Raw genomic sequence first — 25,711 nt, forward strand, 5'->3', positions numbered from 1 at the left:
AGTCGGTTTTTCGCCGGGGCGTCAATCGGCGGCGCGGAATTTTTGCGGCCGAGCCCGAGACCAATTCTCGCCGCCGATCGGCAGACAGGCTCCTCTCTTCGAAGTGTCGCAATTCCGAAAAATTTCGGCTCGCGCCCCCGCGTTAACCATTAAGGTACTTTTAAGTACGATAATTAATCCAACGATGGCGAATTGATCGCAAACATGGGGTCAATAAGCATGAGGCTGCTCGCCACGGCCGGGATGTGTCCCGGGTTTCACCATATTCAACCTCCGAAGCAGGCGAACTCCAATGACGAGCATCAATACCAACAATTCCGCAATGGCTGCCCTTCAGACGCTGCGCAGCATCAATTCCAATCTCGAAACGACACAGAACAGCGTCTCGACCGGCTATCGGGTCGACACCGCATCCGACAATGCCGCCTACTGGTCGATCGCCACCACGATGCGCTCCGACAACAAGGCGCTGTCTGCCGTCTCCGACGCGCTCGGCCTCGGCGCGGCAAAGGTCGATACGGCTTACACGGCGATGGACAGCGCGATCGACGTCGTCGACGAGATCAAAGCCAAGCTGGTGGCGGCGACCGAAGACGGCGTCGACAAATCCAAGGTCCAGGAGGAAATCAGCCAGCTGCAGGAACAGCTGATGAGCATTGCCCAGTCGGCGTCGTTCTCGGGTGAAAATTGGGTCGCCGGCGTTGACGGCACCAAGAGCGTCGTATCCTCCTTCGTTCGTGACGGCTCCGGCGCCGTTTCCGTCAAGATGACGGATTACGTTCTGGATACCAGCTCCACCGGCAACGTGCTGTTCGGCATGAACGGCGGGTCGATCGAAACCTCCTCGGGTATCCTCGGAACGGCCGATGCAAACGGCGATTCCGTCTACTCGCTCGACATCACCAACTTCACCACCGGCCAGATCCAGTCGGCGCTGACGACCATCGAATCCGCGCTCTCGGCGATGACCTCGGCCGGTGCGCAACTGGGTTCGATCTCGACCCGCATCGATCTGCAGGAAGACTTCGTCGGTGCGCTGTCGGATTCGATCGACTCCGGTGTCGGCCGGCTGGTCGACGCCGATATGGAGGAGGAATCGAGCAAGCTTTCCGCCCTGCAGACGCAGCAGCAGCTGGCGATCCAGTCGCTGTCGATCGCCAATTCCTCGTCCCAGAACATCCTGTCGCTGTTCCGCGGCTGATCCTGGTCGATGCAAAGGGAGCCGGGCGCATAGAACGCCCGGACCACATTCGCGGTCGAGCACCGAGCTTGGCCTTTCCGGCCACGCTCGGTTGCGTTTTGATACTATGCAAACGCTTAGCGTGTATTGACGGGTCAAGGATGCCGCAACATTTCCAATCCCCCTTGGTCCGAAAACCAATTCCGGTTTTCCAGCCGATGCGCTAGATATTCCCACCAATGCAGAAAGATGCGGCGTTGGCGGGATCATCGCATGGCGGAACGACCTGAAGCTGCTCGCCCTGACGGAACGCCTGCCATCGTCTGGCTCGGCTTCCTGGCCATGTGCGTCGGCATGTTCATGGCCATCCTCGACGTTCAGGTGGTGGCGACGTCGCTGCCGACCATCCAGTCGGCGCTCGGCATCGATCCGGATCAGATGAGCTGGATACAGACGGCCTATCTCATCGCCGAAGTGATCGCCATCCCGCTCACCGGCCTCTTGACGCGGCTCCTGACGATGCGATGGCTGTTCGTTGCCGCCATCATCCTGTTCGTGATTGCCTCGGCCGGCTGCGCCGCCAGCGGCAGTTTCGGCACGCTCGTCGCCTGGCGAGTGCTTCAGGGCTTTTCCGGCGGGACGCTGATCCCCTCGGTGTTTTCGGCCGTGTTCATCCTCTTCCCGAACGAGCGACAGGCGCTTGCGACCACCATCGCCGGCGTGCTGGCGGTGCTGGCGCCGACCGTCGGGCCGATCGTCGGCGGATGGCTGACCGAAACCTATTCCTGGCACTGGCTGTTCCTGATCAATATCCTTCCGGGCATTGCCTCGGCGGTCCTAGCGGCCCGTTTCCTGCCGCGGCAGGCGGCCGACCCGTCCGAACTCCGGCATCTCGACGCCCTGTCGCTTCTCCTGATGGCGACGGCGCTGACGAGCCTGGAACTCAGCCTGAAAGAGGCGCCGACCAGCGGCTGGACGTCGGCCTATGTGCTGAGCCTGCTGGCGGTCTGTTTTGTGGCGGGAGGCGCGTTCATCGGCCGGACGCTGCGCCGGCGCCGGCCGATCGTCGATCTCGGCAATTTCGCCGATCGCAACTTTCTCGTCGGCTCGGTCCTGAGTTTCGTGCTCGGCATCGGCCTGTTCGGCTCGGTCTACCTGATGCCGGTTTTTCTCGCCTTCGTCAGGGGCCACGATGCGCTCGAAATCGGCATGACGATGTTGGTCACCGGCATCGCGCAGCTGGTCACCGCTCCGGTCGCGGTCGCGCTGGAGAAGCGCATGGATGCGCGGCTGCTGTCGGCTGTCGGTTTCGCCCTGTTTGCGACCGGTGTCGGCATGAGCGCCTTTCAGGATCCGCGTTCGGATTACGATGCGATGTTCTGGCCGCAGATCGTCCGCGGCGTCGCCATCATGTTCTGCCTGCTGCCGCCGACGCGGCTGGCGCTCGGCACGCTACCGGCCGACCGCATTCCCGATGCCAGCGGGCTTTTCAATCTGATGCGCAATCTCGGCGGCGCCATCGGCATCGCGCTGATCGACACCATCATCTACAGCCGCTCGGAGCCGCTGGGCCAAGATCTGTGGGCGCGCCTTCAGGCCGGCGACATCGAGGCGGCGACATTCGTCGGCGCACCGCTTCTGACGATATCAGGACATAGTGGCAGCTTCGACGCCGATACCACGGCGCTGCTCGACCCGCTGATCCAAGCCGCGGCAATCGTTCAGGCGATCAACGAAGCCTGGATGGTCGTCGCCATCCTGACCGGCTGCGCCCTGTTGTGGGTGCCCTTCGCCAGGCGGCCGGCGCCGGGGTGAAGACCGCCACGATCGCTTGTCGATCTGCCGATCACCGGTAAGATTTCTCTCAATCTTTTTGCGCCATCCTCTGATTCCCTCTGATCAATCGACGAGATCTCAATGGCCCCCAACCGGACGCGCAGTTTGCAAATGCCACGACGTGAAGAGCTTGGCCTCTTTACGATCAGCAACGGTTCCGGCCTGTCGATATCGGCGCTGCCGAACGGAACGCTGTTTGCCATTGAATATGCCGACGACAAGGGAGCGGTGCAGATCAACCAGATCCAGGGCTCGCCGCTCATCGGCGGTATCGGCCGCCTTTACCTGCGCGTCGGCGGCGCCCGCCCCGATGTCGTCGAGATCGTCGGGCCGCGTGCGAGAGGCAGTTTCGCCTATGATGCGACGAGCTTCTCGTGGAGCGGCAAGACAGGCGATGTCGCCTATGACGTCCGCCTCGCGCTTCACCGCTCTGAAACGGCATGGTTCTGGCGGGCCTCGATCCGGCATCTGAAAGAGGGAACGCTGCCGGCGGATCTGGTGCTGATCCAGGATGTCGGCCTCGGCGACCGCGGCTTTCTGATGAACAGCGAGGCCTATGCCTCGCAATATGTCGATCACCACATCGCCGAGCATAAGGCCTATGGTTGCGTTGTGATAAACCGGCAAAATCTCAAACAATCAGGCGCCCGCAACCCCTGGCTCGCGCAAGGCTGCCTCGACGGGGCTGTCGGCTATGCCACCGATGCGATCCAGCTGGTGCAGGCAAAGGATCGGCTCGACGACCTGCTGGTCGGTGCATTCGGCACGCGGCTGCCGAGCGAACGGCGGCAGCAGGAGACGGCCTGCCCTGCCCTGCAATCGAGACCGCTCTCGCTCGCATCCGATGGCGCGACGGCGAGTTTTTTCGCCCTGTTCGCCGCCGATCATCCCGAGGCGTCGAGCGATGCCGATCTTGCGCGGCTCGACGGCATCGCGCTGCCGGACGAGGCGGCCGCTCATCCGGAGAAGGCAGCACCGGTCCGCAGCCTGCTCCAGGACGCTTCTCTGCTGGAGGCCGAGCCGCTCGACAAAAAGACGATCAACCGGCTCTATCCCGAGCGCAGCCTGGAAGAGCGCGGCCACGGAAAGCTGCTTTCGTTTTTCGTGCAGGACGGTGCGCTCAACCGCCACGTCGTGCTGCGCGACAAGGAGCTGATCGTCGCGCGGCGCCACGGTGCGATCGTCCGAAGCGGCCAGAACATGCTGCTGGATGATGCCACACTCGCCGCCACCTGCTGGATGCAGGGCATTTTCGCCGCGCAGCTGACGATCGGCAACACCTCCTTCCACAAGCTCTTTTCCGTCTCGCGCGATCCCTACAATCTGACGCGCGCCAGCGGGCTGCGTATCATGGCCGATGTCGGCGTCGGCTGGCAGCTTCTGGCGGTGCCCTCGGCCTTCGAGATGGGGCTGAGCGACTGCCGCTGGATCTATCAATGCCCGGGGCGCACGATCATCGTCTCGGCCGTCGCCTCCGGCGCGGATGCGGCAATGCAATGGAGCGTCTCCGTTCACGGCAAGGCGTGCCGCTTCCTGGTCTTCGGCCATGTCGTGCTCGGCGAACGTGAATATGACGCGGGCGGGCAGATCGACTTCGACCCTTCGCGCAAACGCATCTCCTTCCGGCCCGACGCCGCCTGGCTCTGGGGCGAGCGTTACCCTGATGCCGTTTATTGGCTGGTGAGTTCGACGCCCGATGCCATCGACGAGATCGGCGGCGACGAACTGCTCTATACCGATGGTCTCGCGCGCAACGGCGCTTTCGTGGCGCTGCGTTCCCGGCCGACGCAGGCCCTCTCCTTCGCCGTCGTCGGTTCGATGACCGATGCTGAAGACGCCGAGCGGCTGGCGCAACGGTATGAAGCCGGCGTCAGCGATGAGGCCATGCTCGCGCCGGCATCGACATTCTGGCGCAAGGCCGTGCGCGAAATGGGGATCGACAACGCGTCGCCCGATCTTGCCGCCCAGGCGACCCTCCTGCCCTGGCTCGCCCATGACGCCATCGTGCATCTCAGCGTGCCGCACGGGCTGGAGCAATATACCGGTGCGGCCTGGGGCACGCGCGACGCCTGCCAGGGGCCGATCGAATTCCTGCTCGCCTATGAGCACGACCGCGAGGCCAAGGAGGTACTGAAAACGGTCTTCAGCGAGCAATATCGTGAGAAAGGCGACTGGCCGCAATGGTTCATGCTGGAGCCCTATGCCAATATCCGGGCGGGTGACAGCCACGGCGATATCATCGTCTGGCCGCTGAAAGCGCTCTGCGACTATGTCGAAGCGACGGGCGACCTCGCCGTTCTCGACGAGAAGGTATCCTGGCGCGACGAAAAGACCATGCAGAAGGCGCCGGAAACCGATACCATCGCCATCCATGTCGAGAAGCTGCTCGATACCGTCCGCGAACGTTTCATCCCGGGAACCCATCTGATCCGTTATGGCGAGGGCGACTGGAACGATTCCCTGCAGCCGGCCGATCCGCATCTGCGCGACTGGATGGTCAGCAGCTGGACCGTCGCCCTGCTCTACGAGCAGATTGTCCGCTATTCCGCCATCGTGCGTCGCCTCGGCCGAGGCGAGGAGGCAAAGTCCTTCAGCAAGATCGCGATGGCGATGCGTCGGGATTTCAACCGCCATCTGGTGCGGGACGGCGTCGTTGCCGGCTATGGCATCTTCGATCCCGCCCATGACGGCGTCGAATTGCTGCTGCATCCGAGCGACACGCGCACCGGCCTCTCCTTCTCGCTGATCGCGATGACGCAGGCGATGCTCGGCAAGCTGTTCACGCCGGCGCAGCGGCACGATCACATGCGGCTGATCGAGGAGCATCTGCTTTTCCCCGACGGCGTGCGGCTGATGGAAAAGCCCGCGACCTACGCCGGCGGGCCTGAAACGCTGTTCCGCCGGGCCGAATCCTCCTCCTTCTTCGGCCGCGAGATCGGACTGATGTATGTGCATGCGCATTTGCGTTATTGCGAAACGCTTGCGCTCGACGCTGCGGCGGACGCGCTCTGGAAGGCGATTGCCGTCGTCAATCCGATCGCTGTCACGACGGCCTTGCCGCATGCGTCGCTGCGCCAGCGCAACACCTATTTCAGCAGCAGCGACGCGGCCTTTCCTGACCGCTATCAGGCGGCGGACGATTGGGCGCGCCTCAAGGCGGGAAAGGTCGCCGTAGACGGCGGATGGCGCATCTATTCAAGCGGGCCCGGCCTCTACACCAGGAGCTTCGTCGAAAATATCCTCGGTTTCAAACGACGCTTCGGTCGGCGCCGGCGCAAACCGCTTCTGCCGGCGGCGCACGCAGCTATCGATCTCAGCACGGATCACGCCGCCTGGCGGCGGTTGATGAAACCGAAGCCGCGGACGTAACGAAGACGGTCAGGATGGCTCTGTCGCGTCGCGCAGTTCTTCGAAGCGCGCGGCGCTCTTCGATAGATGGGTGCGGATGGCGCGGCGCGCGGCCGCTTCGTTGCCGTCGCGGATCGCGGCAAATATGGCGTGATGTTCCCTGCGCATGCGGGCGGCATGGCGCTTGCGCTCGAAGCTCGTCATCTTGTCGAGGCGCGCCCATTGGCGCGGCACCATGATGTCGCCGAACGTGTCGAACAGGCGGCTGTAATAGGAATTCTGTGTCGCGACCAGGATCGACCGATGGAAGGCGTAGTCCTCCTGCGCGCCGTATCCGCCCTTTTCCAGCGCCGTGTCGAGGGCATCGAGACGGTCCTGCATGCGCTCGATATCCTCCGGCGTGCGCCGCAGCGCGGCAAGACCGGCGGCTTCATATTCAACCCCGATGCGCAGCTCCAGCACGCGCAGAACCTCGTCGATCGACTGCAGGTCGTTGGGAATGATGGAGAAGGAACGCGGATTGGGATCGTTCGAAACGAAAGCGCCCAGGCCCTGATGCGTAGTGATCAGGCCTTTGGCGCGCAAGGTGGCGAGCGCCTCGCGCACGATCGTTCGGCTGACGCCGGTCGCGACCATGATCGCCTGCTCGGTCGGCAGGCGCTGCCCGGGCTTCAGGTCGCCGGATTCGATCTGCGCCATCAGCGTATCGGCAAGGCTGCTGCGCAGGTTCGGCGGCTGGCGATTTGTTGTGAAGAGCGCGTTGTCCTTATCCGTCATTCCCGATCGAAATCCTGCCTGTCGAGGTGGCGGCGGCGACCGCTACCCCTGTGCTAACGCATGCCGGCCGGAAAGGCAAAACGACGGACGGTGCGACAGATCTATACCGGTCATCCGGCGAGGTGGATCACCGCGCCAGCCAGCCGCCATCGACGGGCAGCACCGTGCCATGCACATAGTCGGATGCCGACGACGCCAGGAAGACGGCCGCACCGCCGAGTTCATCAGGCTTCCCCCAGCGCCCGGCCGGAATGCGGGCGAGGATAGCGGCATTGCGATCCGGATCCTCGCGCAGCGCCGTCGTGTTGTTGGTGACGAAATAGCCCGGTGCGATGGCGTTGACGTTGACGCCCTTGCCGGCCCATTCGCAGGCAAGCAGCTTGGTCAGCCCGGCAAGGCCGCTTTTCGAGGCGGTATAGGATGGGATGCGGATGCCGCCCTGGAAGGACAGGAGCGAGGCGATGTTGATGATCTTGCCCCTGCCCTTGTCGACCATGTGACGACCGGCCGCCTGCGACAGGAAGAAGGCCGTCTTCAGGTTGACGTCGATCACCGCGTCCCAGTCTTCCTCGGTAAAGTCGAGCGCATCGGCACGGCGGATGATGCCGGCATTGTTGACGAGGATGTCGAGGCCGCCGAAAGTCTGGATGGCCTCGGCGACGATCCCCTTGACCGGCTCGATGGTGCCGAGATCGGCCTTGATGACGTGGAAGCGGCTGCCCGCTTCCTTCACCAGTGCTTCGGTTTCGTCCATCGAGGAGCGCCCGACGGCGACGATCGAGGCGCCGGCCCCGGCCAGCGCCGCGGCGATGGCCTGGCCGATGCCGGTATTGGCGCCGGTGACGACGGCCGTCCTGCCGGAAAGGTCGAAGGGATTGGCCACGGCGCTCACCTCAGATCCGCAATGGCGATGTGATCCATGTCGGTGAAGCTCTTGTTGTCGCCGGCCATCGCCCAGATGAAGCTGTAATTCTTGGTGCCGGCGCCGGAATGGATCGACCAGGGCGGCGAGATGACCGCCTGTTCGTTGGCGACGAGCATGTGCCGGGTCTGCTGCGGCTCGCCCATGAAGTGGAAGACGCGCTGCTCGGCTTCGAGATCGAAATAGAGATAGGCTTCCATGCGCCGGTCATGCGTGTGGGCGGGCATGGTGTTCCAGACGCTGCCCGGCTCGATCATGGTGAAGCCCAGAGTGAGCTGGCAGGACTGGCAGACCTCCGGGTGGATGAACTGGTAGATCGACCGCTTGTTGGCCGTCGCCGCTTCGCCCGGCGTCAGGTGGCGGGCCTTTTCGCGGGTGAGCAGCACGGTCGGATGCGTCTGATGGGCCGGCGTCGAGACCAGATAGAACTTGGCCGGATTGGCGGCATCCGCGCTCTCGAACCTGATGTCCCTGGCGCCCTTGCCGGCGTAGAGGCAATCATATTTGGCAAGATCGTAGCTTACGCCGTCGACGATGATGCGGCCGGCGCCGCCGATGTTGAGGGCGCCGAGTTCACGCTCGGCAAGGAAGGTTTCCTGGCCGATCGCCGTCGGCGCCGTCAGCGTCAGCCCAGCGCCGAACGGAGTGGCGCCGCCGATGACCATGCGGTCGTAATGGGAATAGGTCAGCCGGATCTCGCCGCCTTCGAAGATGGTTTCGACCAGAAAGTGACGCCGCAGCGTTTCGGTGTCGTAACCGCGCACGGCCTCGGGGTGGGAGGCGTGCCTCACATCGATCTGCATGTCAATTTTCCTTCAGCTTCATTGTCGTCAGGCAGTGCCGCTATTGCGGAAAGCGGGTCATCTCAGACGTTTTCCGCGGCGGTGGTATCCGTCTGGTTACATAGTTGTACGACAAGTTCGGTGTCAACAGCTTTGTCGGCGCTTGCTCGGCGAGATACGAGGCCGTGGGGCGTTGAAGCAGAACTGAGATATCACCATGGCAAGCGGCCGCATGCGGCGCGGTCCGTTTGTAGGTGGCCAAAACGAAAAAGCCTGCCGCTGGAGGAGGTGCGGCAGGCTTTCGAAAAGAACCGAACGACAGCTGGGAGGAGGAGTGCTGTCGTTCCCGCAGGCGACCCTGGGAGGAGGATGGGCGCCTGCATATCGAAGAGATGCGGGAGGAGATGCATCGCTTCGATGGAAATAATCATACTTATTTTCTGCCCAGTCGATAGGCATTTCTTTGCAAGGCAGCCATGCATTATGCGAAATGCTCATGGCTGGCAGACGCCGCAAAAGCAAAGCGCCCGCTCGGGAGAAGCAGGCGCTGGGCAAGGCTCGAAGATGGTCGTCTGTCGGGCCGTTAGCGGCCGATGGCTGCACGGGCGATGGAGCGAATTTCGCCGCGGCCGATGCCGAGGTCGTCCAGTTCGCGCGTGGTCATACGGCCCAGTTCAGCGACCGTCTGACGGTACTTGCGCCAATTGTTGAAAGAGCGTGCTACGTTCATGATGATCCCCTTTCCGTGGGCTTTCGAAGCCTAGCTGCCAGTCCTTGGGGCTTCGTTCGCTTCGATGCGCTGTATATAATATGAGACCCGCGGTTGTTGCAGCGCCAATGCATCACTGCACCTATGCGGCGTTTGCATGGGTCGTGTCAGGGGTGTTCAGGATCCGAACCGCTTCGCGGTCAAGGTTTGAAGCGATCGAAGGCCGTCAGCCGCACGGTCGGCGGGTCCGCCTCTCGCCATCTGTAGATTTCCGCGCGCAGATAGGAAAGTTCGTCACCGAGGTCTTCTTCGCCGACTTCGATCCACCAGGATTTCAGGCGGCCGTCGCTTCCGTCAGACCAGCGATAGCCCCTCGCCTTCAGATGGTCCTTCATTTCGAAGGGACTGTGTTCGGCGAAAATCCGGATGCGCGAGCGCTGGCTGGCCCGATAGAGCTCGGCAAAGGGGCTTTCACCCTCGCCTTGCTGGCGGTCGAGGATTTCCAAGAGCGCGTGACAGTCGTCCACCGCGCGATGGCCCTCATGGAAATAACCGGCCTGGCCGACGAGGTAGCCGAGCTTGGTGCCCTCGAAGCCACGCGCGCTCCAGTCGATTTCCGACACCGAACATGCCCAGGCCTTGCCGGTAAAGAGCGGCGAGAAGGCCTCGCAGAACGGCCGGTCGAAACCGGCATTGTGGGCGATGATCAGATCGGCGGGTTCGATCAGATCGCTGAGCGATCTGATGTCGATCACCTGTCCTTCGACCATCGCATCGGTGATCCCCGTCAGCCGGGTGACTTCCCGCGGGATCGGCCGCGACGGCTGCTGCAGGCCGCCATAGATGCCGACGATATCGCCGATTGCGCCATCGTCGTCGAATGTAAAGGCGACGGCGCCGATTTCGATGATCTCGTCGCTGCGATGGTTGAGACCCGTCGTTTCCGTGTCGAGAACGACGCCGAGCCGCGAAAATTCCGGCCGTCTGACCGAGGCAATCGGGCGGCCGGTCAGTTTCCTAAGGATGCGGTAGTTGCCGCTCTCTTCAAGTGCGCGCGCCATGTCTTCATCGGAGCGGGCGTCCGGTTGCGACGGCGGCCGGCGCGATGGAGCGCGCACCTTCGCCGCCGCCGGCGACGGCTTGGCAAACATGTCGAGTTGCGAATCTCTCTGCACGCTCATCGGAGCTATATGTCACGCAGGCGCGGTTTAATCCACCGCCCGCCGGGCGCTATACCCAGGCCTTGCCTTTCATGGACAGGAAAGTTTAGCTGGGCGTCAGCAGCCAGGGGAGAAGACATGCCCGGTGACAACGGCAAGGGTGCCGACAAGGGCGCCGACAAGGACGTGGTGATCATCGGCGGTGGCGCCGCCGGCGTTGCCGCCGCCCGGCGCCTGCAGGCGATCCGTCCGGATCTTTCCATCCTGTTGCTGGAAGCCGGCGACCGTCTCGGCGGCAGGGCCTGGACGGTCGGGCTGCCGGGAGCATCCGATGTCGCGCTCGATCTCGGCTGCGGCTGGTTGCACGGGGCGCGGACCAATGCCTGGACGGCGATTGCCGATGAGGTCGGATTGACGGTCGACCGCACACCGGCGCCCTGGAACGGCGGACGGCGGCTGCAGCGGGACGAGGCCGACACCCAAGCCGCGCAAGAGGCGATCGGCGCCTATTTCGAACGGCTCGACAGCCATGACGGCGATGATACGGATCTGGCCGCAGCGCTCGAGCCCGGCAATCCCTGGAACGGCCAGATCCGGGCGATCGGGACCTATATCACCGGTGCCGAACTGGAACGCTCGTCGGTCGCCGATTACAACAGATACGATCCCGGCCCCGGCCCCGACTGGCGGGTGCGCGAGGGTTATGGAACCTTGATCGCACTCTATGGCAGGCCGGTTCCGGCAAGGCTCGGCGTCAACGTCAGGCGCATCGACCACCGCGATACCGGCCGCATCGGCATCGAGACGAACCAGGGGGTGCTGAGTGCCCGCGCCGTGCTTGTGACCGTTTCGACGAATATGCTTGCCGCCGAAAAAATCGCCTTCGACCCGCCCTTGCCCGATAAAACGCAGGCGGCCGCCCGTTTGCCCCTTGGCCTCGCCGACAAGCTCTTCCTCGGGCTTGCGCATCCTGAGGCGCTGCCGGCCGATACCCATATGCTCGGCGCCATCAGCCGCGGCGCAACCGGCACCTATCAGCTCCGGCCACTCGGCGCTGCTGTTGTCGAAGGCTATTTTGCCGGCGACCTCGCGCACGATCTCGAGCGAGAGGGCAGCGAGGCTGCCTTTGCCTTCGCCGCCGACGAGCTGGCAGGGCAATTTGGCGCGGATATCCGCAAGGAATTGTCGCTGGCGGCGATTTCGGCCTGGGCGGCCGCACCCCATATCGGCGGCTCCTATTCCTATGCCCAACCCGGCGCCTCCGATCAGCGTGCGGTCCTCGCAGCACCACATGACGGGCGAATCTTCTTTGCCGGCGAAGCTTGTTCGCATTCGCGTTATTCGACGGCGCACGGCGCCTACGAGACCGGGGTTGCCGCAGCCGATCTGATCGCCGGCGCGTTTTCCAGAAATGCATGACTATCGCCGCTAGCGCGGCGGGCGGGAATATGTTTTCCCACTTGTGGCGGAGGCGGGATTGGTTATGCTGCCCTCGCCCCTGCTCTGGATGAGCCCCGGGCGCCAGACGTGACCTGGCGGCAGAGGCCGCCTCAAGCTCGACATTGTCATTGGATTGCGGAAGCCCCGGCTTCTACCCCGGCGATTTTGCGCGTCGGCTGCGGGCCTCCGCATGAGGAGGAAGACATGGATTATCGCAAGCTCGGTCCCAGCGGGGCCGTCGTTACCGCCTATTGCCTGGGCACCATGACCTTCGGCGCAGAGGCCGACGAGGCGGCCTCGCACAAGCTGCTCGACGATTACTTCGCCTGGGGCGGCAATTTCATCGACACCGCCGATGTCTACAGCGCCGGCAAATCGGAAGAGATCATCGGACGCTGGCTGAAGGCGCGTCCGACCGAGGCCCGCCAGGCGATCGTCGCCACCAAGGGCCGGTTTCCGATGGGCAACGGCCCCAACGATATCGGCCTGTCGCGCCGGCATCTCGGCCAGGCGCTCGACGATTCGCTCCGCCGCCTCGGCCTTGAGCAGATCGATCTCTATCAGATGCATGCCTGGGACGCGCTGACGCCGATCGAAGAGACGCTGCGCTTCCTCGACGATGCGGTTTCGTCAGGCAAGATCGGCTATTACGGCTTCTCCAATTATGTCGGCTGGCACATCGCCAAGGCGTCGGAGATTGCCAAGGCGCGGGGTTATACGCGGCCGGTGACGCTGCAGCCGCAATACAGCCTGCTGGCGCGCGACATCGAGCTGGAGATCGTTGCTGCCTGCCAGGATGCCGGCATGGGCCTGTTGCCGTGGTCGCCGCTCGGCGGCGGTTGGCTGACCGGCAAGTACAAGCGCGACCAGATGCCGACCGGCGCTACCCGCCTCGGTGAGAACCCAAATCGCGGCAGCGAATCCTATGCGCCGCGCAATGCCCAGGAACGCACCTGGGCGATCATCGGCGCGGTCGAAGAGATCGCCAAGGCCCGCGGCGTCAGCATGGCGCAGGTGGCGCTCGCCTGGACGGCGGCGCAGCCGGCCGTCACCTCGGTCATTCTCGGCGCCCGCACGCCCGAGCAGCTGGCTGACAATCTCGGCGCCATGAAGGTCGAGCTTTCCAACGAGGAAATGGCCAGGCTCAACGAGGTCAGCGCGCCGCAGCCGCTCGATTATCCCTATGGCAAAGGCGGGATTGCGCAGCGCCACCGCAAGATCGAGGGCGGCCGCTGAGCCTTCCGGCCTCTGGCGTGACCGGGCTGTAGAATACGAAAAGCCGGCATGTTTCCATGGCGGCTTTTCGAAAAGTTGACCGGCGCTTCGCGGCGCCCTCAAGCGGCCTGCACGGCCGCGTTTAGCGGGATTTCGACGTCGATCTCGAGCGTCGAGACAAATTCGTTGCGGTCGATCGTCACCTGCACCTTGTCGTGGTCGAGTTCGACGTGCTTGGCAATCACCGCAAGGATTTCCTCGCGCAGCAGGGTGACCAGGTCCGATCCTGCCGAGGCGCGCTCGTGGGCAAGAAGCACCTGCAGGCGTTCGCGGGCGGCGGGCGCGGTTCTTTGCTTGTTGAAGAGGCGGAAAATATTCATGCCGCCCTCCGTCCGAAAAGCTTGCCGAAAATATTGCGCTTTTCCTCGGGGATGGCGATCGGCAGGGTCTCGCCGGCGAGCCGGCGAGCGGCATCGAAATAGGCCATGGCTGCCGGGCTGCGGCTTTCGGCCAGCGTGACCGGCGCACCGACGTTGGAGGCGCGCAGCACATCCATGCTTTCCGGCACGATGCCGAGCAGCGGGATGGAGAGGATTTCCAGCACGTCGTCGACCTTGAGCATGTCGCCGCGTTCGGCGCGGTTGGCATCGTAGCGGGTCAGCAGCAGGTGCTTTTCCATCCGCTCGCCGCGTTCGGCCTTGGCAGTCTTGGCATCGAGCAACCCGATGATGCGATCGGAATCGCGCACCGACGACACTTCCGGGTTGGTGACGACGACGGCGACATCGGCATGGCGCATGGCAAGCGTTGCGCCGCGTTCGATACCGGCGGGGCTGTCGCAGATGATCCAGTCGAAATAGCGCTTCAAATCGTTGATGACTCGCTCGACGCCCTCGGCCGTCAGATTGTCCTTGTCGCGCGTCTGCGACGCCGGCAGCAGGAACAGCGTCTCCAGCCGCTTGTCGCGGATCAGCGCCTGGGTGAGCTTGGCGTCGCCCTGGATGACATTGATCAGGTCGTAGACGACCCGGCGTTCGGCCCCCATCACCAGATCGAGATTGCGCAAGCCGACGTCGAAATCGACGACGACGACCTTTTCATTGCGTTGCGCCAGCGCCGCGCCCAATGCGGCGGTCGAGGTCGTCTTTCCGACCCCGCCCTTGCCTGACGTGACGACGATCACTTTCCCCATTTCTCTCTCCTTTGCCGTGCCGCAGTAATTCAAGTGTTACGCCGCGTCCTTTGCGCGTCTTTTGAAGACGCGCGGCGCTGTGGTCAGGTCAGTTTTTCCGCCATGATCGCATCATCTTCGAGCCAGAGCTGGACAGCCTGTCCGCGAAGATTGGGCGCCATGTCTTCCGCCATTTTGTAGATACCGTCGATGGCCACCAGCTCGGCCTCGAGCTTGCGGCAGAAGATCCGCGCCGATGCGTTGCCGATGGATCCTGCCATGGCGCGGCCGCGCAGCGCCCCGTAGATGTGGACCGAGCCGCCGGCGATGACCTCGGCGCCCGAGGCAACCGACCCGACGATGGTGACGTCGCCTTCCGGGAAGATCACCGATTGGCCGGAGCGCACCGGTTCGCGGATGACGATCGATTGCGTCGTTGCCGGGCGGATCTCGGGAGCCGCCGGCTTGCTCGACGATTCGACAGGCTCGCTTGCCTGAACCTCGATGTCGGAGGCGGAGCGGCCGCCTTTGAGCGCTGGCGGCATGCCCGCGCCGAGAAGGGAAGGCCGCGCGCCCTCGATGCCCATGATGCTGACATTGCGCTTGCCGAGCTCGGCAATAAGCTCCTTCAGCTGCGGCTTATCGATCTGCAAGTCCGTCACGTCGAGCACGACGGGGCGTCCGAGGAAGAAGCCGGCCGAACGCGCGGCCAGATCGTCGAGCCTCGCCAGCCAATCGTCGAACGGAAGGTCCGGGGAGAGCATGACCGCCAGGAAAGAGCGGCCCTTGATGCGGATAGAGCGAGCGTCTGTTAGCACTTTGGTCATCTGTGTGAAGAAATCGTTGACCATGTCTACCGCCGACATGGTTAACAAAAAGTTAACGCAGCTTCGAAATTCCCTAACGTAATGTCGCTTCCATCAGTCGAAGATTTTGCTTAAGCAGATGAAAAGATTGAATTAATATGAAGAGTGAATAATCCTCATCTATGATCGGAATGAAGATCTGTTGCTCGGCGATCACGTCGACAGCATCACCGCGGTTCTTAGCGCTGCGTTAACCCTTCGGCGACTCACCCCGTGTGCTCGGAGGCGTCGCTTCCGGGGCTTCCGGGAGCGGCGTTATGGATCATGAGGACCTCTGAATTCGCGGGTGAGGAGCGGTGAGGCCATTTGCCTGCGCTGATCATTTCCGGCAATGACGGTGCAGAGCCGGTGATCTCATCCCTCCGCTGTTTCGCCCGCGATGCGCTTGACGGCATCAGCGGCCGCTTCGAGCAGACGCTCCGACATGCCCTGATCGGTCATGATGCGAGAGATGGTTACGGCGCCCACCATGAGGGACAGGACGACCATGGCTTTGTCATAGGGTTTCGCGCCGTCCGATGCCGGGATCAATTCGTCGAGAACCTGAAGATGCGCCTCGATGCCATTCTGGAACGGAAGTCGCACCTCTTCACTCTGGCGCGCCGCATCGGACCCAAGTGCTGCCAAGGGGCAGCCGTCACCTTTCTCTCCCTGGTGGCCGGCCGACAGATACATGCCGACAACCGCGGCGAAGGGATCGGCGCTTCCGGCGGCAACCCTCGACCACCTGCCAATGGCGCTCTCCATTGCTCGCCCAGAGGCCAGCGCGGCAAGATCATCCTTCGACGCGAACTGCTTGTAGAAGCCGCCTTGGGTGAGGCCGGCCCCTTTCATCAGATCCTTCAGCCCGATGCCGTCGAATCCATGCTCTCGGAAAAGCCGGCTTGCGACATTGATCACCGTTTCACGATTGGCCTCTGCTTGAGCGCGACTGACTCTCATTGCGATCTCCAATTAGATTTCATTTGACATCTATAGCAGAATTAGAGTTAGATCGCAATCTAATTCAGCCCGTCAATAAGGCTTACCGACATGAACCGCAAAATCCTTCTCGCCTCTTTCGGCCTTATGGCAGCTGCCGGCGCCACGACGTTCGTGCTTTTCGGGGTCTCCTCGGAAAAAAGCGCGCAAGCCGCCGATCCCCGAATCGCGCCGCCATTCGTAAAACTGGTGGAAGCGAAGAAGCCGGAAACGGCCGAACGCACCTTTACGGGCACCATTGCCGCCCGGGTGCAGAGCAATCTCGGTTTTCGTGTGCCCGGCAAGATCATGCAGCGTTATGTGGATGTTGGCGAGCAGGTCAAGGCCGGCCAGCCTCTGATGCGCATCGATGAGACCGATCTGCGTCTCGCACTGACGGCGAAACACAATGCAGTGGTCTCCGCGCAAGCTGTGTTGACCCAGGCGCAAGCCGACGAGAGACGCTACGCCGCTTTGGCGAAAAGCGGTTTGGCGGCGGCTTCGCCGCAGCGCTATGAACAGGCAAAGGCTGCGCTCGATACTGCAACGGCTCAACTGGCTGCAGCGGAAGCGGAGGCAAGGGTCGCTGAAAACGCCGCAACTTACTCTTTGTTGGTTGCCGATGCTGACGGGACCATTGTCGAAACGCTCGGAGAGCCGGGTCAAGTCGTGACGGCGGGACAAACCGTGATCCGTCTGGCGCAGGCCGGCCCGCGCGAAGCGCTCGTCTGGCTTCCGGAGTCGTTGCGGCCGCAAATCGGCGAGATAGCCGACGCCAGCATCTACGGAAACGAGAGCCAGCAGGACAAGGCGCGGCTTCGGCAGATCTCGGATGCTGCCGATCCTCAGACCCGCACCTATGAGGCGCGTTGGGTTCTCGATGGCGCTGCAGCTTCGGCGCCGCTCGGTGCGACGGTGACGATCAGAATCGCCAGCAGCACTGGTCAATCGCATGCCGCGGTGCCGGTCGGCGCCGTCTTGGACGATGGCAGCCGAACCGGCGTCTGGGTCTTCGATGCGCAATCTTCGACCGTCCACTTCCGGCAGGTGAAAATAGAACAATTAGGTGAGGAGGTGGCGGTGGTTTCCAGCGTCAATGCTGGCGAGCCGGTCGTCGCACTCGGCGCCCATCTGCTGCAGGACGGCGCCAGCGTGCGCACCAAGGTGGAACAGGCAGAGGCGGCAAACTGATGACCTTCAATCTATCCGCGCTCGCCGTTCGCGAGCGGGCCGTTACGCTGTTCTTCATCGTTCTCTTGGCCGCCGCCGGCGCCTATGCCTTCGTCAAGCTCGGGCGCGCCGAGGACCCCTCCTTCACCATCAAAACCTTGACCGTGACGACCGTGTGGCCGGGCGCGACTGCGCGCGAGATGCAGGATCTGGTCGCCGAGCCGCTCGAAAAGCGTCTCCAGGAACTCACCTGGTACGATCGTGTCGAGACGACAACGCGGCCGGGATACGCCTTCTTGACCGTCACCTTGAAGGACAGCACGCCGTCCACGGCCGTCGAGGAGGAGTTCTATCAGGCGCGAAAGAAGCTTGGAGACGAGGCGCGCAACCTGCCGAGGGGCGTGCTCGGTCCCTTTGTCAACGACGAGTACTCCGATGTCAGCTTCGGTCTTTATGCGCTGAAGGCCAAGGGCATGCCGATGCGTGAGCTCGTGCGCCAGGCCGAGGTGATCCGCCAGGATCTTCTGCATGTGCCTGGAGTCAAGAAGATCAACATCCTGGGCGAGCGGCCCGAACAGATCTTCGTCGAATTCTCCTATGCCAAGCTCGCCACGCTCGGCATTTCAGCCCAGGACATCGCGGCTGCCTTGCAGCGGCGAAACACCGTGACGCCGGCGGGATCGATCGATACGCGCGGGCCGCAGGTCTTCATTCGCTTCGATGGCGCCTATGACAGCATCCAGGCGATATCAGACACGCCGATCGTCGCGGCCGGACGCACCTTGAAACTCTCGGATTTTGCCGAAGTGCGGCGCGGCTATGAAGACCCGGCCACCTATCTCATCCGCCATGACGGCGAGCCCGCCATCATGCTGGCCGCGGTGATGCAGCAGGGCTGGAACGGTCTGGAGCTTGGCAAGGCGCTGGAGGAAAGATCGGCCGCGATCGCCAAGACCCTGCCGCTCGGCATGACGCTCGCCAAGGTCAGTGACCAGGCCGTCAACATCGACGAAGCCGTCGGCGAGTTCATGCTGAAATTCGCCATGGCGCTCGGCGTCGTCTTGTTCGTCAGCCTCGTCAGTCTCGGTTGGCGTGTCGGCATTGTCGTCGCTCTGGCCGTCCCGCTCACCCTTGCCGTCGTCTTCCTCATCATGCTGGAGACCGGCCGTTTCTTCGATCGCATCACCCTTGGTGCGCTCATCCTGGCGCTCGGCCTCCTGGTTGACGACGCCATCATCGCCATCGAGGTGATGGTGGTAAAGATGGAAGAAGGGATGGATCGCATCAAGGCCGCCGCCTATGCCTGGAGCCATACCGCGGCCCCGATGCTGTCGGGCACGCTCGTGACGATCATCGGGCTGATGCCGGTGGGCTTTGCCCGGTCGACCGCCGGCGAATATGCCGGCAACATCTTCTGGGTCGTCGGCTTTGCCCTCATCGTATCCTGGATTGTCGCGGTGATCTTCACGCCCTACCTCGGCGTCAAGATGCTGCCGGCGATCAAGCCGGTCGAAGGCGGCCATCACGCCATCTACAACACCCCGAACTACCGCCGCCTGCGGGGGATGATCGAATTTACAGTGCGCCACAAGTTCGTCACCTGTGCGGTGGTTGCCATCGTCATGGGGGTCTCTGTCGTGGGCATGGGATCGGTCAAGCAGCAGTTCTTCCCGACGTCGGATCGTCCGGAGGTTTTGGTTGAAGTCCGCATGCCTGAAGGGACCAGTATCGAGACGACGGCCGCCACGGTCGGGAAGCTCGAAGAGTGGCTGCAACAGCAGCCGGAAGCGAAGACAGTGACGAGCTATGTCGGTCAGGGCGCTCCCCGCTTCTTCTTTGCCATGGCGCCCGAGTTGCCGGATCCGTCCTTCGCCAAGATCGTCGTTCTCACCCCTGACGCTCACACACGCGAGGCTTTGAAGCTTCGCCTGCGCGCAGCCATATCGGATGGGCTTGCTCCGGAAGCCTATGTCCGGGTCACCCAGCTCGTATTCGGTCCCTATACGCCGTTTCCGGTCGAATTCCGCATCATGGGGCCTGACACCGACCAATTGTACCGGCTCTCCGAAAAGGCCCTGGAGATCATGAAGAGCGTGCCGGATGTACGTCAGGCAAACCGTGATTGGGGCAACCGCACACCGGTCGTGCGCTTCGTTCCAGACCAGGAACGGCTGGGCCTGATCGGCCTTTCGCCGGCGGAGGCAGCCCAGCAGATGCAGCTGCTGCTGAGCGGAATTCCGATAACCGAGGTTCGCGAGAATATCCGCAACGTGCCTGTCATCGCACGCAGTGCTGGCGACAACCGGCTTGATCCGTCGCGATTGGCAGACTTCTCATTGATGAGCCGGGACGGCCGACAGGTTCCGCTCGATCAGATCGGTCATTCCGAAATCCGGTTCGAAGAGCCGATCCTGAAACGTCGCGACCGCACGCCCGTTGTCACGATCCGTTCCGATATCGACGAGGCGACGCAGCCCCCCGAGGTATCCCAGCAGGTCATGAAGGCGCTCCAGCCGCTGATCGCCTCGCTTCCTGTCGGGTATCGTATCGAGATGGGCGGGAACATCGAGGAGTCGCTCAAGGCCAACGCCGCCCTCGTCAAAATCTTCCCGGCGATGGTTGCTGCCATGCTGATCGTCATCGTGCTGCAGGTCCGCAGCCTGTCGACGATGACCATGGTTATGCTGACGGGGCCGCTCGGTCTTGCCGGGGCGGTTCCGGTGCTGCTGCTCTTCAACCAGCCGTTCGGCTTCAACGCCATTCTCGGATTGATCGGATTGGCCGGAATCCTGATGCGCAACACGCTGATCCTGACGGAACAGATCAAGGAGAACAAGGCAGCCGGTCTCGACGATTATCACGCCGTCGTCGAGGCGACGGTGCAGCGGACGCGTCCCGTCATCCTGACAGCCCTTGCCGCCGTCCTTGCCTTCATTCCCCTCACCCATTCGGTGTTCTGGGGGTCGATGGCCTACACGCTGATCGGTGGCACGGCAGTCGGAACCGTGATGATCTTGCTCTTCCTTCCCGCTCTCTACGCGACTTGGTTCCGCATCAAGCCGACGAAAAATGAAGGCCATGAAAATTCATCGAAGGAAGTGGAACTACCGACAGCAATGGCTGCCGAGTGATGCTCTCCGGAGGGGTGATGAATTTTGCGGACCCGATAACAAGTGATCTCGAGCAGTCGCGGACGCGGATTCTCGAGGTGGCGGAAAGGTATTTTCGGCGGATCGGCTATCATAAGACGTCGGTCGCTGACATCGCCTCGGAACTCGGCATGAGCCGCGCCAATATCTATCGCTTCTTTCCCTCGAAGACGGCGATCAACAGTTCCGTCTGCGGACTGGTTGTCAAAGAGGTTGCTGAAATCGCGCTGGAAATTGCACGATCGGATGCGTCGGCGAGCAAAAAGCTGGCTGATCTTTTGACCGCCATTCACCGGCACAGCGCGAGAACCTTGGTGGAGGACAGACCAATCCACCAACTGCTTGTCGCCGCCACGGATGGAAGTTGGGCAACCCTCAACGCGCACAATGATCACATCCTGGCAATCCTCAAAGCCCTTGTCCGCGAGGGGCAGCAGGCGGGCGAGTTCAAAGTCGGAGACGCCGACGAAGCGGCGCACAGCATCGTCACCGCCTTCTTGCCGTTTTCCCATCCGGTTCTGGTCGAACAGCGCGTTCAGGAGGGTGAGGCCGCCGCAGTCAGCGTCCATGCCCAAATCCGCTTCATCATGAAAGCGCTCGGCACAGAGGACCGCGAGACGTCAGGGTGAAGCTCTGCGTGCCGCATGTTGGGCGGTCACCGGCAGATCAAAACCGCCCGCCAGCTCACGGACGCGGGGCTGGTCTGCGCGACACTCTGCACGCATTCGCTCGCCCCACCCGCGATTGAGACGGGCTTACTTCCACATCAGAGAAAGGACATCCCATGAAGATCGGAATCATCGGTGCCGGGAATATCGGCGCGACGCTGGCGAGAAAACTCGCCGCCGCCGGCCATGCGGTCAAACTTGCCAATTCGAAGGGTCCCGACACCATCCGCGAGCTTGCCGGCGATATCGGAGCGGCTGCCGTTTCGAAGGAAGAGGCCGTCGGGGGTGTTGAGGTGGTCGTACTTTCGATCCCGTTCGCAAACTATCGCGGTCTCGCTGGGCTCTTCGATGACGTGCCTGAAGACGTCGTGGTGATCGATACGTCAAACTATTATCCGTTTCGCGACGGTGCGATCGCCGACGTCGATGGCGGCATGCCCGAAAGCGTTTGGGTGAGCGGCCAAATCGGCAGGCCCGTCGTCAAGGCCTGGAACGCCGTGCTGGCGGCGACGCTGGCGGAGAAGGGGCAGCCTGACGGCACGGATGGACGCATCGCCATTCCGGTTGCAGGCGATGCTCCGGAAGCAAAGGCGATTGCCATAGGGCTGGTTGAGGCCACCGGTTTCGATGGGCTGGATGCAGGAGGGCTGGCAGCGTCCTGGCGTCAGCAGCCCGGCACCCCTGCCTATTGCACGGAGATTGCAGCAAATGAGCTGAAGGAGGCGCTGCGATCGGCGGATCGATTCCGCGCAGCCGACAATCGCGACGCCCTGATCAAGGAATTCTTCGCGGCAGGCACGGGCTTGACTCATGACGAAATGGTCGCGCGAAACCGAGCGGGAACTGCCGCGCCGAAATCCTGAGCCCGTTCAGGCTCATGCTGCTCCCCGCCGAAATGTCGGCGGGCCTTCCGGTTCGGCGCCACGCCCGTGCGGTTTTGGTGGCGCGTTGATCGGAAAAATCGCCGCAAAACAAAAAGTGCTTGATTTTATATTTCGATTGACATCTAAGGCGATTATAGATGTCGATCGAAATCTTACGTGCTTTGGTGCCAGGTTCTGAGGAGCTGTCCTTTGGCGACGGGGTGAAAAGTTCCGACCTTCTATTGAAGCACGTCATCAACCACTCGCGCCAAAAGCCAAGGAGCATGCATGTCCCAAAACAGAGTTGTCGTTATTACCGGCGCATCCTCCGGTATCGGTGAAGCGTCAGCCCGCCTTCTCACACAACACGGCTTCCAGGTCTTTGGGGGCGTACGCAACCCTAACCGCGTCAACGCCATTCCCGGCGTGCGCTATGGAACTGTCGACGTGACCGATGACGCTTCGGTCTCCAATTTTGTTCAATGGGTTTTGTCCGAGGCGGGCAAGATTGACATCCTGGTCAACAATGCCGGCGTTTCGCTGGTCGGCCCTGTCGAGAACACGTCGCCTTCCGAAGCGCACACGGTATTCGATGCCAATGTTTTCGGCCCTTTGCGCATGATCCGCGCTGCCTTGCCCTCCATGCGCGCCGCTCGCAGCGGGCTGATCATCAATATCAGCTCGGTCCTCGGCTTCCTGCCTGCGCCGTTCATGGGAATATATGCCAGCAGCAAACATGCGCTCGAAGGACTGTCGGAATCGCTGGATCATGAGATTCGTGAGTTCAACGTGCGCGTCGTGCTGGTTGAACCGACCTTCACCAACACCAAGCTCGACGTAAATGCGGCGCAGACCGCGGCGCCCTTGGGAGCCTACGCAGCGCAAGCCGAGGCGACGATCAAGGCAGTACAAGCCCAGATCAAAACCGCGCCGTCGGCTGCAACAGTCGCGGAGAAGATATTGGCGGCAATCAACGGCCCCTACAAAATGCGTCAACCGGCCGGCGGCCAGGCGACGCTTCTAAGCCGGCTGCGCAGATTTATGCCGGCAAAGGCGGTCGACAGCAGCCTGCGCAAGACATTCGGCTTCGGAAAGCGCGCTGCGTCCTAAGTCTTGCCTGCCTCAGCCCATGCGTTCGGAGGCGTAGCTTCCGGGGCTTGCCGGGAAGACGACGGTGCGGTTGCCGTTGATGAAGGTGCGGTGGTGGATATGGGCGTGGATGGCCCGCGCCAGCACCTGGCTTTCGACGTCGCGGCCGATCGAGACATAGTCCTCGGCGCTCTGGGCGTGCGTAATGCGGGCCGTGTCCTGCTCGATGATCGGGCCTTCGTCGAGATCGGCGGTGACGTAATGGGCAGTGGCGCCGATCAGTTTGACGCCGCGCTCATAGGCCTGCTTGTAGGGGTTGGCGCCCTTGAAGGACGGCAGGAAGGAATGGTGGATGTTGATGATCTTGCCCGACATCTGCTTGCAGAGCTGGTCGGAGAGAACCTGCATGTAGCGGGCGAGCACGATCAGCTCGGTGCCGGTCTGATTGACGAGCTCGACCAGCTGGGCTTCGGCCTGCGGCTTGTTCTCCTTGGTCACCTTGATGTGGTGGAAGGGGATGTCGTGGTTGACGACGACCTTCTGGTAATCGAAGTGGTTGGAGACGACGCCGACGATGTCGATCGGCAGCGCCCCGATCTTCCAGCGGTAGAGCAGGTCGTTGAGACAATGGCCGAAGCGCGACACCATCAGCAGCACCTTCATGCGGCTTTCGCTGTCGTGGAACTCATAGTCCATCTCGAAGGGCGCGGCGACGGCGGCAAAATCGGCGCTGATCGCCGAGCCGGCCAGACCCTCTTCCGAAATGAAGCTGACGCGCATGAAGAACTTGCCGGTATCGAGATCGTCGAACTGCGAGCTGTCGATGATGTTGCAGCCCTTCTCGGCCAGATAGCTCGAAATCGCCGCAACAATTCCGCGCGTCGATTTGCAGGATACGGTGAGTACGACGTTTTTCATGGCTGTCTCTTTCTTGGCCGGATCAGCTGCCTGGGGATGCGATCACGCCGAAGCTTGTCAGCCCGGCGTGTCGGCGCTCATCGAAGATGTCGGTCGGCCGCTCAGATGTCGAGCGTGCTCATCCGCTCCCACTCGGTAAAATGCGAGCAGTAGGCGTTCCATTCCCGATGTTTGAGCTTGAGGTAGGCGGCGGAAAATTCCGATCCGATCGCCGCCTTCAGGCCCTCGTCGGCATCATAGGCGCGCAGCGCGTCGAGCAGGTTGAGCGGCAGCCGCGGCGCGTCCTTCACCAGGTGCCCCTCGGCATACATGTCGATATCGTGGTGCGGACCGGGATCTGCCTGGCTGCGGATGCCGTCGAGGCCGGCGGCGATGATGATCGCCTGCAGCAAATACGGATTGACCGCCCCATCCGGCAGGCGCAGTTCGAAACGTCCCGGCCCCGGCACGCGCACCATGTGGGTTCGGTTGTTGCCGGTCCAGGTCACCGTGTTCGGCGACCAGGTGGCACCGGAGGTGGTGCGCGGCGCGTTGATGCGCTTGTAGGAATTGACCGTCGGATTGGTGATCGCGGCAAGTGCGGAGGCATGTTTCATGATGCCGCCGAGGAAGGTCTTGCCCTGCGCCGAAAGCCCGAAAGCCATTTCCTTGTCGGCGAAGGCGTTGACCCTGCCTTCGAGGTCCCAGACCGAGATGTGGGCATGGCAGCCGTTTCCGGTCAGGCCCTTGAAGGGCTTCGGCATGAAGGTGGCGCGAAGCCCGTGCTTTTCGGCGACCGACTTGACCATGAATTTGAAGAAGGAGTGTTTGTCCGCCGTCTTCAGAACATCGTCATATTCCCAGTTCATCTCGAACTGGCCGTTCGCATCCTCGTGGTCGTTCTGATAGGGCTTCCAGCCGAGCTCGAGCATATAGTCGCAAATCTCGGCGATGACGTCGTAGCGGCGCATCACCGCCTGCTGATCGTAACAAGGCTTCTCGGCGGTATCGAACTGATCCGAAATCACCGAGCCGTCGGCCGAGATGAGAAAGAACTCCGGCTCGACGCCGGTTTTGACCCTGAGCCCCTCTTTCGCAGCCTCGGCTATCAGTCTTTTCAGAAGCACGCGCGGCGCCTGTTCGACAGGCTGGTCGTCCATGACGCAATCGGCGGCGACCCATGCGACGTCCTTCTTCCAGGGCAGCTGGATGACGGAGGAAGCGTCGGGAACGGCGAACAAGTCGGGATGGGCCGGCGTCAGGTCGAGCCAGGTCGCGAAGCCGGCAAAGCCCGCGCCATCCTTCTGCATATCGGCGATGGCTTCGGCCGGGACCAGCTTGGCGCGTTGGCCGCCGAACAGGTCCGTATAGCTGATCATGAAATATTTGATGCCTTTTTGGGCGGCGTATTGCGAGAGGTCCAGTGTCACGTTTGTCCCCTTATGTTGATCTTAGACACTTGATGATGAAGCCGGCCGCATCCTCCCAAACGCGCCCGGCCGGGTGTTC

General features: G+C 62.5%; 21 protein-coding genes. 10 read left to right on the forward strand and 11 right to left on the reverse strand.

All coding sequences use genetic code 11. From position 1 onward, the window contains the following. The first annotated feature begins 292 nt into the window (after positions 1 to 292). From AMC88_RS24940 to AMC88_RS24950, 3 genes are all read left to right on the forward strand, one after another. Positions 293 to 1,201, forward strand: a complete 909-nt coding sequence (locus tag AMC88_RS24940; protein ID WP_064826253.1) for a flagellin N-terminal helical domain-containing protein — start codon at positions 293 to 295, stop codon at positions 1,199 to 1,201. Positions 1,202 to 1,453: 252 nt separating this feature from the next. Continuing rightward, on the forward strand, positions 1,454 to 2,995 hold the full coding sequence (locus AMC88_RS24945; RefSeq protein WP_064826254.1) for a DHA2 family efflux MFS transporter permease subunit: 1,542 nt from the start codon (positions 1,454 to 1,456) through the stop codon (positions 2,993 to 2,995). Between the two features lie 102 nt (positions 2,996 to 3,097). Further along, positions 3,098 to 6,385, forward strand: coding sequence for a GH36-type glycosyl hydrolase domain-containing protein (locus AMC88_RS24950; protein WP_064826255.1), 3,288 nt, complete (start codon positions 3,098 to 3,100; stop codon positions 6,383 to 6,385). A 9-nt stretch (positions 6,386 to 6,394) separates the two neighbouring features. Here AMC88_RS24950 and AMC88_RS24955 read toward each other — a convergent pair whose 3' ends face one another. From AMC88_RS24955 to AMC88_RS24975, 5 genes are all read right to left on the reverse strand, one after another. After that, positions 6,395 to 7,141 (reverse strand): FadR/GntR family transcriptional regulator, encoded by a 747-nt coding sequence (locus tag AMC88_RS24955; RefSeq protein ID WP_064826256.1) that lies wholly within the window; start codon positions 7,139 to 7,141, stop codon positions 6,395 to 6,397. Positions 7,142 to 7,268: 127 nt separating this feature from the next. After that, entirely contained in the window at positions 7,269 to 8,033 is a 765-nt protein-coding gene (gene kduD / locus AMC88_RS24960) for a 2-dehydro-3-deoxy-D-gluconate 5-dehydrogenase KduD (RefSeq protein WP_010013452.1), read from the reverse strand. Next, positions 8,030 to 8,866, reverse strand: coding sequence for a 5-dehydro-4-deoxy-D-glucuronate isomerase (gene kduI, locus AMC88_RS24965; RefSeq protein ID WP_064826257.1), 837 nt, complete (start codon positions 8,864 to 8,866; stop codon positions 8,030 to 8,032). The genes kduD and kduI overlap by 4 nt, the downstream gene beginning before the upstream one ends. Before the next feature lie 562 nt (positions 8,867 to 9,428). Continuing rightward, positions 9,429 to 9,575, reverse strand: coding sequence for a DUF1127 domain-containing protein (locus AMC88_RS24970; RefSeq protein ID WP_004669789.1), 147 nt, complete (start codon positions 9,573 to 9,575; stop codon positions 9,429 to 9,431). A gap of 179 nt (positions 9,576 to 9,754) precedes the next feature. Then, entirely contained in the window at positions 9,755 to 10,735 is a 981-nt protein-coding gene (locus tag AMC88_RS24975; RefSeq protein ID WP_064826258.1) for a 3'-5' exonuclease, read from the reverse strand. Between the two features lie 117 nt (positions 10,736 to 10,852). On the opposite strand from AMC88_RS24975, the gene AMC88_RS24980 reads away from it, so the two are divergent. Next, positions 10,853 to 12,133 carry a flavin monoamine oxidase family protein gene (locus AMC88_RS24980; protein ID WP_064826259.1) on the forward strand — a complete coding sequence of 427 codons (1,281 nt, stop codon included), beginning with the start codon at positions 10,853 to 10,855 and terminating at the stop codon, positions 12,131 to 12,133. A gap of 225 nt (positions 12,134 to 12,358) precedes the next feature. After that, positions 12,359 to 13,390, forward strand: a complete 1,032-nt coding sequence (locus AMC88_RS24985) for an aldo/keto reductase (RefSeq protein ID WP_064826260.1) — start codon at positions 12,359 to 12,361, stop codon at positions 13,388 to 13,390. Between the two features lie 98 nt (positions 13,391 to 13,488). Here the strand turns inward: AMC88_RS24985 and minE are convergent, their stop codons facing one another. The 4 genes from minE to AMC88_RS25005 all read right to left on the reverse strand — a co-directional run bounded on the left by minE (position 13,489) and on the right by AMC88_RS25005 (position 16,348). Next, positions 13,489 to 13,749 (reverse strand): cell division topological specificity factor MinE, encoded by a 261-nt coding sequence (minE, locus tag AMC88_RS24990; protein ID WP_012490694.1) that lies wholly within the window; start codon positions 13,747 to 13,749, stop codon positions 13,489 to 13,491. Further along, positions 13,746 to 14,561 carry a septum site-determining protein MinD gene (gene minD / locus AMC88_RS24995; protein ID WP_041683996.1) on the reverse strand — a complete coding sequence of 272 codons (816 nt, stop codon included), beginning with the start codon at positions 14,559 to 14,561 and terminating at the stop codon, positions 13,746 to 13,748. The genes minE and minD overlap by 4 nt, the downstream gene beginning before the upstream one ends. An 83-nt stretch (positions 14,562 to 14,644) precedes the next feature. After that, positions 14,645 to 15,367, reverse strand: a complete 723-nt coding sequence (gene minC / locus AMC88_RS25000) for a septum site-determining protein MinC (RefSeq protein WP_012490696.1) — start codon at positions 15,365 to 15,367, stop codon at positions 14,645 to 14,647. Positions 15,368 to 15,760: 393 nt separating this feature from the next. After that, positions 15,761 to 16,348, reverse strand: a complete 588-nt coding sequence (locus AMC88_RS25005) for a TetR/AcrR family transcriptional regulator (RefSeq protein ID WP_016736747.1) — start codon at positions 16,346 to 16,348, stop codon at positions 15,761 to 15,763. 90 nt (positions 16,349 to 16,438) lie between these two features. Between AMC88_RS25005 and AMC88_RS25010 the strand changes: the two genes are divergently transcribed. From AMC88_RS25010 to AMC88_RS25030, 5 genes are all read left to right on the forward strand, one after another. Further along, on the forward strand, positions 16,439 to 17,557 hold the full coding sequence (locus AMC88_RS25010; protein WP_064826261.1) for an efflux RND transporter periplasmic adaptor subunit: 1,119 nt from the start codon (positions 16,439 to 16,441) through the stop codon (positions 17,555 to 17,557). Further along, entirely contained in the window at positions 17,557 to 20,667 is a 3,111-nt protein-coding gene (locus AMC88_RS25015; RefSeq protein WP_064826262.1) for an efflux RND transporter permease subunit, read from the forward strand. Before AMC88_RS25010 ends, AMC88_RS25015 begins: the two co-directional genes overlap by 1 nt. 17 nt (positions 20,668 to 20,684) lie before the next feature. Beyond that, positions 20,685 to 21,314: a TetR/AcrR family transcriptional regulator gene (locus AMC88_RS25020; RefSeq protein WP_064826263.1), complete on the forward strand. Its 630-nt coding sequence runs from the start codon at positions 20,685 to 20,687 to the stop codon at positions 21,312 to 21,314. 155 nt (positions 21,315 to 21,469) lie between these two features. Next, the gene (locus AMC88_RS25025; RefSeq protein ID WP_010024580.1) at positions 21,470 to 22,216 is read left to right on the forward strand and encodes an NADPH-dependent F420 reductase; all 747 of its coding nucleotides are present in this window, start codon (positions 21,470 to 21,472) and stop codon (positions 22,214 to 22,216) included. A 288-nt stretch (positions 22,217 to 22,504) separates the two neighbouring features. Continuing rightward, complete coding sequence (locus AMC88_RS25030) at positions 22,505 to 23,326, forward strand: oxidoreductase (protein ID WP_012490702.1); 822 nt, start codon at positions 22,505 to 22,507, stop codon at positions 23,324 to 23,326. Between the two features lie 12 nt (positions 23,327 to 23,338). Here AMC88_RS25030 and purU read toward each other — a convergent pair whose 3' ends face one another. Continuing rightward, the gene (gene purU / locus AMC88_RS25035) at positions 23,339 to 24,223 is read right to left on the reverse strand and encodes a formyltetrahydrofolate deformylase (protein ID WP_012490703.1); all 885 of its coding nucleotides are present in this window, start codon (positions 24,221 to 24,223) and stop codon (positions 23,339 to 23,341) included. 101 nt (positions 24,224 to 24,324) lie between these two features. Then, positions 24,325 to 25,632 carry a type III glutamate--ammonia ligase gene (gene glnT, locus AMC88_RS25040; RefSeq protein WP_064826264.1) on the reverse strand — a complete coding sequence of 436 codons (1,308 nt, stop codon included), beginning with the start codon at positions 25,630 to 25,632 and terminating at the stop codon, positions 24,325 to 24,327. Positions 25,633 to 25,711: the final 79 nt, after the last annotated feature.

It is taken from the genome of Rhizobium phaseoli (genome assembly GCF_001664385.1).
Lineage (GTDB): Bacteria > Pseudomonadota > Alphaproteobacteria > Rhizobiales > Rhizobiaceae > Rhizobium > Rhizobium phaseoli.

Bases quoted from the DNA above. Each gene is read 5' to 3' on its own strand.
- AMC88_RS24945 (WP_064826254.1), top strand. From the start codon at position 1,454: ATGGCGGAACGACCTGAAGCTGCTCGCCCTGACGGAACGCCTGCCATC.
- AMC88_RS24950 (WP_064826255.1), top strand. From the start codon at position 3,098: ATGGCCCCCAACCGGACGCGCAGTTTGCAAATGCCACGACGTGAAGAG.
- AMC88_RS24980 (WP_064826259.1), top strand. From the start codon at position 10,853: ATGCCCGGTGACAACGGCAAGGGTGCCGACAAGGGCGCCGACAAGGAC.
- AMC88_RS25010 (WP_064826261.1), top strand. From the start codon at position 16,439: ATGAACCGCAAAATCCTTCTCGCCTCTTTCGGCCTTATGGCAGCTGCC.
- AMC88_RS25030 (WP_012490702.1), top strand. From the start codon at position 22,505: ATGTCCCAAAACAGAGTTGTCGTTATTACCGGCGCATCCTCCGGTATC.
- AMC88_RS24975 (WP_064826258.1), bottom strand. From the start codon at position 10,735: ATGAGCGTGCAGAGAGATTCGCAACTCGACATGTTTGCCAAGCCGTCG.
- AMC88_RS24940 (WP_064826253.1), top strand. From the start codon at position 293: ATGACGAGCATCAATACCAACAATTCCGCAATGGCTGCCCTTCAGACG.
- purU (WP_012490703.1), bottom strand. From the start codon at position 24,223: ATGAAAAACGTCGTACTCACCGTATCCTGCAAATCGACGCGCGGAATT.
- minC (WP_012490696.1), bottom strand. From the start codon at position 15,367: ATGACCAAAGTGCTAACAGACGCTCGCTCTATCCGCATCAAGGGCCGC.
- AMC88_RS25025 (WP_010024580.1), top strand. From the start codon at position 21,470: ATGAAGATCGGAATCATCGGTGCCGGGAATATCGGCGCGACGCTGGCG.
- minD (WP_041683996.1), bottom strand. From the start codon at position 14,561: ATGGGGAAAGTGATCGTCGTCACGTCAGGCAAGGGCGGGGTCGGAAAG.
- AMC88_RS25015 (WP_064826262.1), top strand. From the start codon at position 17,557: ATGACCTTCAATCTATCCGCGCTCGCCGTTCGCGAGCGGGCCGTTACG.
- minE (WP_012490694.1), bottom strand. From the start codon at position 13,749: ATGAATATTTTCCGCCTCTTCAACAAGCAAAGAACCGCGCCCGCCGCC.
- AMC88_RS24985 (WP_064826260.1), top strand. From the start codon at position 12,359: ATGGATTATCGCAAGCTCGGTCCCAGCGGGGCCGTCGTTACCGCCTAT.
- AMC88_RS24955 (WP_064826256.1), bottom strand. From the start codon at position 7,141: ATGACGGATAAGGACAACGCGCTCTTCACAACAAATCGCCAGCCGCCG.
- AMC88_RS25005 (WP_016736747.1), bottom strand. From the start codon at position 16,348: ATGAGAGTCAGTCGCGCTCAAGCAGAGGCCAATCGTGAAACGGTGATC.
- kduI (WP_064826257.1), bottom strand. From the start codon at position 8,866: ATGCAGATCGATGTGAGGCACGCCTCCCACCCCGAGGCCGTGCGCGGT.
- AMC88_RS25020 (WP_064826263.1), top strand. From the start codon at position 20,685: ATGAATTTTGCGGACCCGATAACAAGTGATCTCGAGCAGTCGCGGACG.
- AMC88_RS24970 (WP_004669789.1), bottom strand. From the start codon at position 9,575: ATGAACGTAGCACGCTCTTTCAACAATTGGCGCAAGTACCGTCAGACG.